Raw genomic sequence first — 13,039 nt, 5'->3', positions numbered from 1 at the left:
TGGGTGCTCTTCCCGGTACTTCGTCACCCAATTACCCAAAGTGCCCGCGTTAATCCCCAGGTCCCGTGCCACTTTAGCGATCGGAGTCTGTGTTTCCACGACCTGCTTCACCGCTTCCTCGCGGTACTCCGCCGTGAACTTCCTGTACTTCGACATACTGACCCTTCCTCCTTGGGAGACATTCTCCCTCTCGGGCCACTGTCCGTCGACACCCCCTCACCTCAGTATCGACGATCTCGACGTAACTGCGACCTGCGAGCACCAGCTTCAGGATCGCCCGATAGTTGCTCATACCGCCACCTTCTGAATCAGTCGCGGCGACACCCAACGCGTCGCCGCCGCTATCAGAAGAGCAGAGCAACCAAGGCAGTACCAACTAGCCAGAACGCCAGTACCAGATCGCTGGACTACCGGTACCAGAAAGCGCTGCGCGCCACGAGACGATCTAGCAGACCACCTTCTCTGTGCGCGACTTCTGCATGCCGTCGCAGTAGCTGGCACGCCATACGGTTTGGGCGTGTATCCCTAAGGCCCTGACGGTGGTCCCGACGTTGCGTGTGGCGGTGTATTGCCGTCGGATGATGGACCGTCGGGGGTAAGCAGACCCATGGTGATGTATGCCAGCGCTCCCAGTGTCAGCCCCACGCCGATCCAGATCGCCCAGGATGCCCATCCGCGGCGCAGGTGTTGCCCGATAAGGCCAGCGCTGACGGTCAAGGGGCCAACGCACCAGCCGAAGAACCCGAAGGCCGAGAGGCCGAGGCCGACAGGGATGGCGAGCACGGCTACCACCGCTATACCCACCGTTAACTGCGAGTCACGTACACGCGGATGGAGGGTGCCGGGTCCTGTCATGACTGACCACCTCCACGGTCTCCGGATGCCCGGTGTCCGTTCTCTCAATGCCCTCTACCGTAGCGCGCGGGGGGCCCAGATCGTGATAGCGCGGAGGACCACGCCGCCTCGGTAGGTCAGGGCGAGCTTGTCATAGCGGGTGGGGCGCGCCAGTGCTTGAAGAGGTTGAAGGAGCGTTCGACGACGTTGCGCCGCTTGTAGGTCTCGGTGTCGTAGCTGACCGGTCGACCGCCCGTGGACCCGCGGCGTTGACGGTTGGCGGGCAGCGACTTCATGACGTGCTCGAACATCGGGGAGTCCCGCCCTGGCCGGGTGCCAAGAGCATCACCAGCGGGCGCATGTTCCCGTCGCACAGGTGGTGGATCTTCGTCGAGGGCCCGCCACGGGAGCGTCCGACAGCGTGGTCAGGCGGCTCATCGCGCAGATTCGAGTAGTTCGACAGGTCCCCCCTGTGTCCCGGGCCAGGTTCGTAGCGTGCTGGTGAGCCCGGTTGACCATGGAATCGACCGAGACCTCCCAGTCGTTCAACCCGTCCGCGTCGGCCTCGGCGAGCAACACCGTCAAGAGTGCGTGCCAGGTCCCGTTGGTGCTGAAGCGCCGTCCGCCCGTCCGAGCGCGGCATCAATGGCTCGACCAAATCCCACTGGTCATCGCTCAGCAATGCAGTTCGCGACACGCCCGCAGCGTCCCAGCGCAACGACCCAATCCTTGGGAGACACGCCCTAGCCCCATCCCAGGGCGTGCAGCTTGGCATCGTCGATGCCGAAGTGGTGGGCGATCTCATGGACGACGGTGACGGCGACCTCATCGATCACGTCGTCCCGGTCCTCACACATCCGCAGGGTCGGTCCACGGAAGATCGTGATGCGGTCAGGCATGGCACCACCGAACATGTCGTCCCGCTCGGTGAGTGGCACGCCGTCATACACGCCCAAGAGATCCGGGTCGTCCGCCGGGGGCTCGTCCTCGACGAAAAACACCACATTGTCGAGGAGATCCATCAGCTGAGTCGGCACCTGGTCCAACGCGTCACCCACTGCGTCCTCGAACTCTTCATGGGTCATCTCCACGGGATCCTGGGGGAGAGCCTGCTCGTCGGTGTGGCGGTGCGCGTCGGAGGAGTCAGGTCCGGTCTCGGGAGTCGTCACGTCGTCCTCGTCCTCTCGCTGTCACCGGTGCGCTCGGGGGAGCGTCCGGCATACCGTCTGAAAGCCTGATGGCCGTGGTGCCGAGTGGCACCACGGCCATCAGGACCGTGCATCGGTAGGTCCGCCTCAGTGGCGGTCGTCCGAGCGCAGGCTGGCGTGCTCCTCGGCGTGGGACTCCTCGAGGGCTTCGGCATGCCCACCCGGGAGTGCTTCGGCCTCGCCGTGGTGGTGCGCTGCAGCGACCTCGGCAGGCGTGACGGGCTCGACCCGGTCCTTGAAGTAGAACTCCGAGAGGGCTCGGCGGGCCTTGTAGGCGATGCCGCGCGGGCGGTCCACGCCGTACTCGTCGGTCTCCGACTCCTCGGTGACCGAGAGCGGACGCATCGGCTCGTGCTGCACCAGGGGCCAACGGTCGTACTCGCTGAGGTCCTCGTGCACCTCGTAGAAGCGACCGTCCGCCGTGCGCTGGATCCGGCCGCTCTCGGTGCCGTGCAGCACGAGCTCCCGGTCGGCACGCTGCAGGGACAGGCACAACCGTTTGGTGACCATGAACGCCACGACCGGAGCCAGGAAGAACAGCACCCGCAGCGCCACCGTGATGTCGTTGATCGACAGGTGCAGCTTGATCGCGATGATGTCGTTGATCGTCGCGAGGGCGAGCACGAGATACATCGAGATGCCGGCGGTCCCGATGGCGGTACGAACCGGCGCGTTGCGGGGCCGGTCCAGCAGGTGGTGCTCCCGCTTGTCGCCGGTGACCCACTGCTCGATGAACGGATAGGCACCCAGGATGATCCAGACCAGCGGGAGCAGGACCAGGGACCCGAGGAAGATCTGGGGACTGAACGTGAAGCCCCACAACTCGAACTCCATGAAGCCCGGCAACAGTCTCAGGGCTCCGTCCGAGAACCACATGTAGAAGTCGGGCTGGGAGCCTGCCGTGACCTGCGCCGGGTCGTAGGGCCCGTAGGCCCAGACGGCGTTGATCGTGACCGTGGCCGAGATCAGCGCGGTGAGACCGAAGACGATGAAGAAGAAGCCGCCCGCCTTGGCGGTGTAGACCGGCAGCAGCGGGAAGCCGACCACGTTGTTGTTCGTGCGGCCCGGGCCGGGGTACTGCGTGTGCTTGTGCCAGAACACCAGGAAGATGTGGACGGCGAACAGACCCACCAGCAGGGCGGGCAGCAGCAGCACGTGCGCGATGTAGAGGCGGGGGATGATCGACTCACCGGGGAACTCGCCACCGAAGACGAAGAAGGTGAGATATGTGCCGATCACGGGCGCCGAGGACATGAAGCCGTTCATCGCCCGGATGCCGGTGCCCGAGAGCAGGTCGTCCGGCAGGGAGTAGCCGGCGAAGCCCTCGATGATGGCCAGCAGGGACAGCACGGTGCCGATCACCCAGTTGAGCTCACGCGGCTTGCGGAAGGCGCCGGTGAAGAACACCCGAGCCACGTGCAGCGCGATGCCCACGATGAACAGCAGAGCCGCCCAGTGGTGCAGCTGACGGATCAGCAGACCGCCCTTGATGTCAAAGGAGATGTCCAGGGTCGAGGCGTAGGCCTCGCTCATCCCGACACCCTTCAACGGGACGTAGGAGCCGTCATAGACCACGTGGGCCATGCTCGGCACGAACCAGAAGGTGAGGAAGGTCCCGGTGATCAGGCAGATGATCATCGAGTACATCGCGATCTCGCCCAGCAGGAAGGACCAGTGGTCCGGGAAGACCTTCTTGAACAGGCCCATGCCCTTGGCGACGCCAAGGCGCTCGTCGGCCCAGACGACGGGCGGCGGCAGTGAGGGCTTGGCGTCGTCTGTCGAGGTCTCGGTCGTGGACCGGTCGCGGACAGAACCTGCGCCCTGCGGAATCGTCGTCATCAGCCACGCTCCCAGTAACTCGGGCCGACCGGCTCGGCGAAGCCGTCGGCCGCAACGAGGTAACCATTCTCCACCATGATCGGCAGTTGCGGCAGGGGCCGCTTGGCCGGGCCGAAGATCACCTTGCAGTCATCGGTCATGTCAAAGGTCGACTGGTGGCACGGGCAGAGCAGGTGGTGGGTCTGCCGCTCGTACAACGCCACGGGGCACCCGACGTGGGTGCAGATCTTGGAGTAGGCGACGATGCCGTCCACGCCCCAGTCGAGCTGCTTCTGGCTCTGGATGTCGCCGGGGTTCAACTTGACCAGCAGGACCGACGCCGTGGCCTTGACCTCCATGATCTCCAGCGCCGACGGGGCGTCCTCGCCGTGCGTGTCGCCCACAAAGCCCTCGGGCATCACGTGGATGACCGAGCCCTGGGTCAGGTGCTCCGGGCGGATCGGGGTGCCCGAGGGGTCGATCATGAGCCGCATGCCGCGCTTCCACACGGTGGTCTCGAGCGCGTCACCCGGCAGCGGGCCCAGGCCGAAGATCGTGGGCAGCGCGACCGGGATCGCGAAGAGCGCCAGGGCTCCACCGGTCAGGGCGAGCAGCACGGGCCTGCGGTCGAGCTGGGAGTCGCGGAATCCCTGGGACAAGATGCCCGCGGCCTCATCGCGTGCTGCCTGGTCAGAGGCCTGCAGGTGCCGCTCCTCAGCCACCTCGGTGTCCGGCATCAGGGTCTTGGCCCAGTGGACCGCACCCAGCCCGATGAACAGCAGCGAGGCGGCCATGGTCAGCCCGAGGATCAGGTGGTAGAGGTTCATCGGGCCGATGATGATCAGCCGTCCACGCAGGTTCGGGTCAACCGCGAAGTAGCAGATCGCGAAGGCCAGGCTGGCCAGGATCGACAGGGTGAACATGAAGGACACCTGGTGCTCGGCACGCTTGGCGGCCTTCTCGTCGACGTCAGCGCGACGCGGACGGTGCGCGGGCAGGCCCGGGTCCTGGAACCGATCGATCGTGTCGGCGTCGCCGGTGCTCGCCGGCGTCGAGTGCGGTTCGGGCACCGCGAGCTGGTCGTCAGTCATTGCGCTCAGGCAGCCTTTCGTCCGAGCCAGATCGCAGCTGCGATCAGCAGGCCGATACCGATGGTCCAGATGAAGAGGGCGTCGCCTGCCGGTCCGACGGAGCCCAGGGTGTGGCCACCGAAGTCGTTGCCGCCCTCCTCGATGTTCTTGATGAAGGCGATGACGTCTTCCTTCTCCTGCGGCGTGATGGTGTGGTCGTTGAAGACCGGCATCGACTGCGGGCCGGTCAGCATGGCCTCGTAGAGGTGCTTGGGTTCCACGTTCATCAGGTCGGGGGCGAACTTGCCGCGGGTCAGGGCACCGCCCTGCGCGGAGGAGTTGTGGCACATGGCGCAGTTGGTGCGGAAGATCTTGCCGCCGTTGGCGATGTCGGCGTTGACCAGGTCGATGTACTGGGCGTCCGGCACCTGGGGGCCGGGGCCCAGGGAGTCGATGAAGATGCCGAGCTGCTCGATCTCCTTGTCGGTGAAGACGACCGGCTTCTCCGCAGCCTGCACGCCGGGGGCAGCCATCGGCATACGACCGGTGCCGACCTGGAAGTCGACCGCAGCGGAGCCGACGCCCACGAGGGAGGGCCCGGCGGTGTTGATGCCGGTCTTGCCCTCGGCATTGGTGCCGTGGCAGCTGGCACAGTTGGCCAGGAAGAGCTTCTTGCCCTCCTCGACATCATCGCTGGCGGTGGCCGAGGCGACCGCGCCGTCAGCGGGCGCGGTGGGCTGCAGTGCCGCGTAGGCGGTGCCGGTGAAGGTGAGGCCCAGGAAGAGCAGGACGATCAGGGCGATCGGGCTGCGTCGGTATGCGGCGAGCTTGCTCACGCGGCGCTCCTCGGTCGGGGACGGATCAGGGGACAGGCAGGTCGGCGGATCATTGGAGGATGTAGATGATGAAGAACAGCGCGACCCACACGACGTCGACGAAGTGCCAGTAGTAGGACACGACGTGCGCGCCGACCTTCTGGGCATGGGTGTAGCGCTTGGCGGTGAAACTGCGCCCAATGATCAGCAGGAAGGCGATCAGGCCACCGGAGACGTGGATGCCGTGGAAGCCGGTGGTGATGTAGAAGACCGAGCCATAGGGGTCGGAGTTGAGCATGACGCCCTCGCTGATCAGCGTGGCGTACTCCCAGACCTGGCCGGCGACGAAGACAGAGCCGAAGATGTAGGTCAGGACGAACCACTCGCGCATGCCCCAGCCGCGGACGTCCAGCAGGCTGCCGGAGCGCGAGACCTTGCCCTCCTCGGCCTTGAAGACGGCGAACTGGCACCACGCGGAGGAGATCACCAGGATCGAGGTGTTGACCAGCGCGAACGGCACGTTCAGCAGCGCGGTCTTCTCGTCCCACAGCTCGGTGGAGACCGCGCGGATCGTGAAGTACATCGCGAACAGGCCCGCGAAGAACATGATCTCGCTGCCCAGCCACACCATGGTGCCGACCTGCGTCATGTTGGGCCGGGTCGCTGGGCCCTGCGTCGCCTCCAGGGGGCGCCCTGGTGCGCCTGCTGTTGCTGCTGTTGTCATCGCCACGCGGGCCATTATTGCCTACGCAGATGACCGAAGGACAGTGACCCTCCGTTCGGGCGCGCCTCCTGGCACCCGAAGGGTGTTTTCGGGGGTCAGGTCCAGCATCAGGGGGGTGATCCCGCCGTATGCCGAGTGCTCCGGTGAGTGCGTCGGCGGCGGTCCGGCGCGAGCACGTCGCGCCACCGGTTCACGAGGTGGTGGCCGGTGGTGGGTACGATTCGACTCATGACCGTCCCGACCGAGGCCAAGTCCACCGTCAAGGGCATCTCCGTGCTGCTCTACAGCAATGACCGCGCCACCCGCGACGCGGTCCGGATGGGCGTCGGCCGACGCCCGGCCGAGGACCTCACCGTGGACTCGTGGCACGAGTGCGCGACCGCTGACGCCGTCATGCTGGCGCTGCAGGAGGCGGACTTCGACATCCTCATCCTGGACGGTGAGGCGCAGCCCTATGGCGGTCTCGGGGTGTGCCGTCAGATCAAGAACGAGGTCTTCGACTGTCCGCCGATCATGGTGCTCATCGGTCGCCCGGGTGACGGGTGGCTCGCGGCCTGGTCGCAGGCCGACGCCGTCGTCTCCCGCCCGCTGCGCCCGGCCGAGCTGGCCGAGGGTGTCGCGGGTCTCGTCCACCCGTGAGTGAGGACCTGACCACCTGGTCAGATCTGCTGACCACGCTCTGCTCCGGTGCGGACCTGAGCACTGAGGAAGCCGCCTGGGCGATGGACCGGGTCATGCTCGGCGAGGCCTCGCCGGCCCGGCTGGCTGCTTTCCTGGCGGCGCTGCGCACCAAGGGAGAGACCGCCCAGGAGATGCAGGGGCTGGCGGACATGATGCTCTCCCACGCGCTCCGCTTCGAGGTCGACGGCCCGAGCCTGGACATCGTCGGCACCGGCGGGGACCGGGCCCACACAGTCAACATCTCCACCATGTCCTCCGTCGTGGCCGCGGGTGCGGGCGTGCCCGTCGTCAAGCACGGCAACCGGGCCGCCTCCTCGTCCTCGGGGTCGGCAGACGTGCTCGAGGCGCTCGGGATCCGGTTGGATGCCACGCCACAGGACGTCGTCCGGATCTTTCACGAGGTCGGCATCACCTTCTGCTTCGCACTGACCTTCCACCCTTCCTTCCGCCACTCCGCCGTCGTGCGCAAGGACCTGGGGATCGCGACGGCCTTCAACTTCCTCGGGCCCCTGACCAACCCGGCCCAGCCACGCTATGCGGCGGTGGGGGTCGCCGACGCCCGGATGGCGCCGCTGGTCGCCGGCGTCTTTGCCGGCCGCGGCAAGGACGCGGCGATCTTCCGGGGCGACGACGGCCTGGATGAGCTGACGACCTCGGGCAGCTCCCACGTCTGGTGGGTGCACGACGGTGCGGTCCGCGAGTTCAGCCTCGCCCCGCAGATGGTGGGCCTGAGCACGCACCCGGTGAGTGAGCTGCGGGGTGCCGACGCCGAGCACAACGCCGCCGTCGCCCGGCGCCTGTTCGACGGGGAGCAGGGTGCGGCACGCGTCGCCGTGCTGCTCAACGCCGGCACCGCCCTGGCCGTGGCTGCAGCCGACGCCGACGGCCGGCACCCGCAGACCCAGGCGCAGTTCGAGACGCTCATCAGCGAGGGAGTGGCGCGGGCGGCCGACTCGATCGACTCCGGCAAGTCCTCGGCCATCATCGACCGATGGGTAGCCGCGACCGGGTCCTGACCCCGACCGAGCGCGTGGGCACCTGCTCCAGACGCCGACCGAGCGCGTGGGCACCTGCTCCTGACCCTGACCGAGCGCGTGGGCACCTGCTCCAGACGCCGACCGAGCGCGTGGGCACCTCCTCGGACCCGGCAGTCCCGCATGACATCCTGCAGGGATGGCGAAACGCACCAGGGTCTCCATCGTCGGCGGTGGGATCGCAGGGCTCGCCCTGGCCGCAGCCCTCGACCCGACGCGCTGCCAGGTCACCCTGCACGAGGCCGAACCGGATCGCGCGGCCTCCGGCAGCGCCCTGACCCTCTGGCCCGCAGCCACCCGAGCACTCCGGCGACTGGGCGCAGGAGAGCTGGTGGATCGGCATACGCACCGGGTCTCGGGTGGCACCATCCGCGACCTGCGGACCAGTCGCCGGCTCCTGCCCACGGCCAGCGCCCGCCTGACGATCGTGCCCCGACCCGACCTGCTGGCCGCGCTCGAGGCCTGTGTCCCCGCGTCCGTGCAGCGCGAGCACGTGCAGGTCGACGACCCGCAGGCCCTTGAGGCTGACGTCGTGGTCGGCGCGGACGGGGTGCGCAGCCGGGTGCGGGCCCTGGTCCGGCGCTCGCGGCCCGAGCGGACGCCCACGTCCTATCTGGCCCTGCGCGGGCTGTCCGACCGGGTGCCCCAGCCCGATGAGGTGGGGGAGTACTGGGGTCGTGGCCGGTTGTTCGGGCTGGTGCCGCTGGCCGCTGGTGCCTACTGGTTCACCACGCACCGCAGCACCCTCGGGCCGGAGCCGATCGACCCGGGGGAGGCCCTCGCGGAGGTGCGGGATGTCTTCACGGGGACGGCGGCAGCGGCCCTGCAGGTGCTCGCCACGGCCCGGGCCGAGGAGGTGGTCGCCACCCGCCTGTGGGTCGCTCCAGGGATGGCACGCTATGCCCGGGGTCGCTATGTCCTGATCGGTGACGCAGCCCATGCGATGACGCCCAACCTCGGGCGCGGCGCGGGCGACGCGATCATCGATGCCGTGACCTTGGCGCCCGTGCTGGGCTCCCGCCTCGGGACGGCGAGGTGGCAGGCGCGGCGGCTGCCCTTCACCCAGGGGGCCCGGATCGCCTCGGGCGGTGTGATGCAGCTGGCGCTCAGCGGCCAACCGCAGCGTCTGCTCGGGAAGGCCTGATCGGCCCAGCGGCCAGCGTCGACCCTCAGGGAGTATGCCGAGGGTCAGGACCGAAGGCGCGGCACCAGGGAGCGGGCATAGTCGGGCTCGGTGAGCCAGCACGTGGCGATCTCCCAGGCCAGGGCCGCCCGCGCCTGCTGCGGGTCGTCCGGATCGGCCAGGTCGAACAGCGGGTCGTCGACCCTGGCCTCGTCCCAGTCCAGAAGGGCACAGCCACCGCCAGGCAGCAGGAGGGCGTTGCCGCCACCGGCGTCGCCGTGGACTGCACACCGGTCGTGTGGCGCGACCGCCGCCCAGGCGGCCCGGATGGCGTGGCGCAACTCCTCGGGCATGCACCGGAGGTCGACGTCCGCGCCCCGGTCCGTGGCCAGCAGCTCGCGAGCCGACCGGGCACCGGGCCGCTGGGGCCATCCGGCCGTGGTGGAGTGCACCCGCCTCAGGGCCGCACGCAGGGCAGCAGCATCGCGCTCGGACCCGTCGGGGTGGCGGCCCTCGATGAGTGGCTGCACGTGCCACCCGCCCACGTGGAGCGGCCCATCTGTGGTCGGCATGATCCGCGGGACCTGGACGCCGTGGGCGTGGAGGTGCTCGAGCAGGTCGAACTCCCACTGCAAGGAGGCCTGCGAGCGGCCCGAGTGCCTGATGACCACGAGGTCAGCGCCCAGTCGCCCCCGGAGCACCACGTTGCGGTGACCACCGGTGAGCGGTCCGTCGACCACCAGCCGGTGCCACGCCTCCGTGGGGACGGCTCGGGTGTCGGGACCGCGCAGCGTCACTCCAGGCCGATGGAGAACGCCGCCTCGAGCTCCTGGGAGGAGTAGGTGCGGAAGGCGATGTGTGTCTCGGTCTCCTGCACACCCTCGACCTTGTTGAGGCGGTCGGCGATGACGTCAGCGAAGTCCTCGTGCTTGGCCACGCGAGCCACCGCAATCAGGTCCACGTTGCCGGTCACCGAGTAGACCTCGGAGATCCCCTCGATCTCGGCGATGGCCTGAGCGGCCTCCGGGATGTGGGACACGTCGGCCTTGATCAACACGATGGCGGAAATCACGGCACCACTCTAGTGCGGGTTCGACGTCGGCGGTGGGGCTGCTGCTACAGCGGCCTCAGCGGGACCGGTAGCGCGCATAGATCACGCCACTGGCCGCGAAGGAACGCTCCTCGACCAGGTCGAGGTCCAGGCGCACACCGTCGGGAAAGAACCTCTTGCCGCCGCCGACCACGCTGGTGGTGATGAACAGGTGGTACTCATCCACGAGGCCGGCCCGGATCGCCTGGGCCGCAAGGTGCGGCCCGTCGACGGTGAGGTCGCGGTCCGCCTCGGCCTTGAGCCTGCGCACCGCGTCCGGGTCGAACGTCCGCTCGATCCTGGTCCGCGCGCTGGTCGCCGCCTCCAGCGTCGTGGAGTACACGACCTTGTCCGCAGCCTGCCAGTCGCGGGCGTACTGCAGGATGTGCGGCGGCTGCTCAGGCTCCTGGTGCGCGGTCTCCCAGTAGACCATCGTCTCGTACATCCGTCGGCCGTAGAGGTAGGTCCCGACCGGTCGGAAGAGGTCGTTGATGAAGGTGTGGACCTCCTCGTCCTCGGCTCCCACGCCGAGACCGCCTTCTGCGGCCTCGGCGTAGCCGTCGAGCGAGGTCATCATCGAGTAGATCAGCTTGGCCATGGTCCATGTCTCCTGGGTGTCAGCGGCAGAGGTCGTGCTCTTGCACGTTGGGACCACCGGACCGACCAGAACTCACCGGCCCAGGCACAACTCACCGGAGGGTTCGCATCGCGCGCCGATCGATGCGTGTGCTGAGCCCGGGTCAGCCGTGGGCGCGCAGGGCACCCGGGGGTCGCTCCAGCGGCGTGGCCGGGGACGGCTCACCCCACGGCTCGGCGAACTCGCTCCACCGTCGGGACAGCGGCTCGAGCTCAGCGCGCGCGCCGCCGGCCCCACCGACGGGGCAGGTCCACTCGCCCTCCATCGTGACCAGTCGGGTGCCCGGCGTCTCCAGCCACTTCAGCACCAACTCGGTCTCCTCCGGGTGGGCGGCAGGTGCCGGGGCGGTCGGCTCGGCGACGACCTCGGCCGTGGCGCGGAGCGCGTCGATGTAGGGCATCGGGTCTGCGCCCCGCGGGGAGACCGTCGTGCCGGCGAGCCGGCCGTAGCGGACACAGATGACCTCCCAACCACCGGCCTCACGCCGCTGCGCCGCGACGACCTCGGGCGCCTGCGCCAGCGGAGCCAGCCGTTGGGCCCGGGCCGAGGCGCGCACCAGAGCGAGCATCCGGTCGCGCAGCGAGGTGGCGTCCTCGAATCGCTCCTGCTCCGCCAGCGTGTCCAGTCGGGCGCGCAGCGCCGTGAGCACCTCCCGGCCGTCGCCGATCAGGGCCGTGGCCGCCTGCCCCGCCACCTCGGCATACTCCTGCGTCGTCTGCTCGCCGATGCACGGTCCACCGCAGCGCCCCATCTCGAACAGGACGCACGCGCTCTTGCGGGAACGCCCGGACAGGACCTGTGTGCACTGTCGCAGGGGGATGACCTCGTGCACCGCGGTGACCGCGGCCTCGGCACTCTTGCGGGACCCGAACGGCCCGGCATAGTGGGCGCCGTCGCCTCGCACCTGGCGCACGATCGACAGACGTGGAAACGGCTCGACCGTCAGCTTGACCCACAGCGCCTTCTCGGGGTGCCGGGAGCGCCGGTTGTAGCGCGGCTTGTGCTCGGCGATGAGACGCAGCTCGCGCACCTGAGCCTCCAGACGGGTGGCGCACACGATCGGCGTGATCGACTCGGCGATCCCCACCATCTCGGCCATCCGGCGCCGGGTCTCCGAAGCAGTGAAGTAGGTGCGGGTGCGGCGTCGTAGATCCACCGCGGTGCCGACATAGAGCGGCTCGCCGCGGCTGTCCTTGAAGACATAGACGCCCGGCGCCGACGGCATGGCATCGGCCAGGAACCGTTTGCGGCGCTGCGCCGGCGTCACCCTGCTGTGATAGCTCTGCAGCTCCTCGAGGGTGTGGACGCCCAGGTTGCCGACCCGCTCCATCAGGCCGTGCAGCACGTCGACGGTGGCGCGGGCGTCGTGCAGCGCGCGGTGGTCGGGGGTGGTCGTGGCACCGAACAGCGTCGCCAAGCTGGACAGCTTGTGATTGGGCGTCTCGTCACGGTGCACCAGCTGCCGGGCTAGTCGCACCGTGTCCAGGACGGCGAAGCCGGGCCAGCGGTGTCCGGTCTGTGACGCGGCGGCCTTGAGGAAGCCGATGTCGAAGCCGGCGTTGTGGGCGACCAGCACCGAGCCACGCGCGAACTCGAGGAAGGCGGGCAGCGCCGTGTCGACTCGGGGGGCGTCGGCGACCATCGCGTTGGTGATGCCCGTCAGCACCGAGATAAAGGCGGGGATCGGGGTGGTCGGGCGGACCAGGGTCTGGAACTCGCCGACGACCTCGCCGCCGCGCACCTTGACGGCACCGATCTCGGTGATGCCGCAGTCGGCCGGTGAGCCGCCGGTCGTCTCGAGGTCGACGACCACGAACGTGACATCCGACAGGGCGACCCCCAGGTCGTCGAATGTCTCCTGCACCATCTGCATGAAACGAACGTACGACGAGGCACCGACACACTCCCGCAGACATCCCGTGGTGGCTCCTTCCAAGCCGTCGGCAGGGATGACGATTCCCGGGCGTGTCGCGCGCCCGTGCAGCGTGTGGTCGATCGGCCACCC

At 68.6% G+C, this 13,039-nt stretch carries 13 protein-coding genes and 1 pseudogene; 3 read left to right on the top strand and 11 right to left on the bottom strand.

Translation table 11 applies throughout. From position 1 onward, the window contains the following. The 7 genes and pseudogenes from DPQ65_RS16570 to ctaE form a co-directional block, all read right to left on the bottom strand. Positions 1-156: transposase (locus DPQ65_RS16570; protein ID WP_162802298.1), on the bottom strand; the 156-nt coding region annotated here is incomplete at its 3' end. A gap of 753 nt (positions 157-909) precedes the next feature. After that, positions 910-1,531: pseudogene (locus DPQ65_RS16565) on the bottom strand (transposase family protein). Between the two features lie 46 nt (positions 1,532-1,577). Then, positions 1,578-1,919: a metallopeptidase family protein gene (locus DPQ65_RS15390; RefSeq protein WP_114908242.1), complete on the bottom strand. Its 342-nt coding sequence runs from the start codon at positions 1,917-1,919 to the stop codon at positions 1,578-1,580. 210 nt (positions 1,920-2,129) lie between these two features. Next, entirely contained in the window at positions 2,130-3,881 is a 1,752-nt protein-coding gene (gene qcrB, locus DPQ65_RS15385) for a cytochrome bc1 complex cytochrome b subunit (RefSeq protein WP_114908228.1), read from the bottom strand. Further along, the gene (qcrA, locus tag DPQ65_RS15380) at positions 3,881-4,951 is read right to left on the bottom strand and encodes a cytochrome bc1 complex Rieske iron-sulfur subunit (protein WP_114908227.1); all 1,071 of its coding nucleotides are present in this window, start codon (positions 4,949-4,951) and stop codon (positions 3,881-3,883) included. Before qcrA ends, qcrB begins: the two co-directional genes overlap by 1 nt. 5 nt (positions 4,952-4,956) lie before the next feature. Further along, on the bottom strand, positions 4,957-5,766 hold the full coding sequence (gene qcrC, locus DPQ65_RS15375; protein WP_114908226.1) for a cytochrome bc1 complex diheme cytochrome c subunit: 810 nt from the start codon (positions 5,764-5,766) through the stop codon (positions 4,957-4,959). 49 nt (positions 5,767-5,815) lie between these two features. Next, positions 5,816-6,469, bottom strand: a complete 654-nt coding sequence (gene ctaE, locus DPQ65_RS15370; RefSeq protein WP_238146904.1) for an aa3-type cytochrome oxidase subunit III — start codon at positions 6,467-6,469, stop codon at positions 5,816-5,818. Between the two features lie 228 nt (positions 6,470-6,697). Between ctaE and DPQ65_RS15365 the strand changes: the two genes are divergently transcribed. The 3 genes from DPQ65_RS15365 (at position 6,698) to DPQ65_RS15355 (ending at position 9,328) form a co-directional block, all read left to right on the top strand. Beyond that, on the top strand, positions 6,698-7,108 hold the full coding sequence (locus DPQ65_RS15365; RefSeq protein WP_114908224.1) for a response regulator transcription factor: 411 nt from the start codon (positions 6,698-6,700) through the stop codon (positions 7,106-7,108). Beyond that, positions 7,105-8,166 (top strand): anthranilate phosphoribosyltransferase, encoded by a 1,062-nt coding sequence (trpD, locus tag DPQ65_RS15360; protein ID WP_114908223.1) that lies wholly within the window; start codon positions 7,105-7,107, stop codon positions 8,164-8,166. The genes DPQ65_RS15365 and trpD overlap by 4 nt, the downstream gene beginning before the upstream one ends. A 157-nt stretch (positions 8,167-8,323) precedes the next feature. Continuing rightward, the gene (locus DPQ65_RS15355; protein ID WP_114908222.1) at positions 8,324-9,328 is read left to right on the top strand and encodes an FAD-dependent monooxygenase; all 1,005 of its coding nucleotides are present in this window, start codon (positions 8,324-8,326) and stop codon (positions 9,326-9,328) included. 44 nt (positions 9,329-9,372) lie between these two features. Here DPQ65_RS15355 and DPQ65_RS15350 read toward each other — a convergent pair whose 3' ends face one another. The 4 genes from DPQ65_RS15350 to DPQ65_RS15335 all read right to left on the bottom strand — a co-directional run bounded on the left by DPQ65_RS15350 (position 9,373) and on the right by DPQ65_RS15335 (position 12,907). Continuing rightward, positions 9,373-10,104, bottom strand: coding sequence for a phosphotransferase enzyme family protein (locus DPQ65_RS15350; protein ID WP_114908221.1), 732 nt, complete (start codon positions 10,102-10,104; stop codon positions 9,373-9,375). Further along, positions 10,101-10,379, bottom strand: coding sequence for an Lrp/AsnC family transcriptional regulator (locus DPQ65_RS15345; RefSeq protein ID WP_114908220.1), 279 nt, complete (start codon positions 10,377-10,379; stop codon positions 10,101-10,103). Before DPQ65_RS15345 ends, DPQ65_RS15350 begins: the two co-directional genes overlap by 4 nt. A 55-nt stretch (positions 10,380-10,434) precedes the next feature. Next, complete coding sequence (locus tag DPQ65_RS15340; protein ID WP_114908219.1) at positions 10,435-10,995, bottom strand: dihydrofolate reductase family protein; 561 nt, start codon at positions 10,993-10,995, stop codon at positions 10,435-10,437. 142 nt (positions 10,996-11,137) lie between these two features. Further along, positions 11,138-12,907, bottom strand: a complete 1,770-nt coding sequence (locus DPQ65_RS15335; RefSeq protein WP_114908218.1) for a DEDD exonuclease domain-containing protein — start codon at positions 12,905-12,907, stop codon at positions 11,138-11,140. Positions 12,908-13,039 lie beyond the last annotated feature (132 nt).

Source organism: Ornithinimicrobium murale, from assembly GCF_003352835.1.
GTDB classification, from domain to species: domain Bacteria; phylum Actinomycetota; class Actinomycetes; order Actinomycetales; family Dermatophilaceae; genus Ornithinicoccus; species Ornithinicoccus muralis.
This window is presented reverse-complemented; position numbering and strand designations above follow the sequence as displayed.

What these genes read in the sequence shown, in the direction of transcription:
- DPQ65_RS15390 (WP_114908242.1), bottom strand. Translation starts at nt 1,919, where the DNA reads ATGACCCATGAAGAGTTCGAGGACGCAGTGGGTGACGCGTTGGACCAG.
- qcrB (WP_114908228.1), bottom strand. Translation starts at nt 3,881, where the DNA reads ATGACGACGATTCCGCAGGGCGCAGGTTCTGTCCGCGACCGGTCCACG.
- qcrA (WP_114908227.1), bottom strand. Translation starts at nt 4,951, where the DNA reads ATGACTGACGACCAGCTCGCGGTGCCCGAACCGCACTCGACGCCGGCG.
- ctaE (WP_238146904.1), bottom strand. Translation starts at nt 6,469, where the DNA reads ATGACAACAGCAGCAACAGCAGGCGCACCAGGGCGCCCCCTGGAGGCG.
- DPQ65_RS15365 (WP_114908224.1), top strand. Translation starts at nt 6,698, where the DNA reads ATGACCGTCCCGACCGAGGCCAAGTCCACCGTCAAGGGCATCTCCGTG.
- DPQ65_RS15355 (WP_114908222.1), top strand. Translation starts at nt 8,324, where the DNA reads ATGGCGAAACGCACCAGGGTCTCCATCGTCGGCGGTGGGATCGCAGGG.
- DPQ65_RS15340 (WP_114908219.1), bottom strand. Translation starts at nt 10,995, where the DNA reads ATGGCCAAGCTGATCTACTCGATGATGACCTCGCTCGACGGCTACGCC.
- DPQ65_RS15335 (WP_114908218.1), bottom strand. Translation starts at nt 12,907, where the DNA reads ATGCAGATGGTGCAGGAGACATTCGACGACCTGGGGGTCGCCCTGTCG.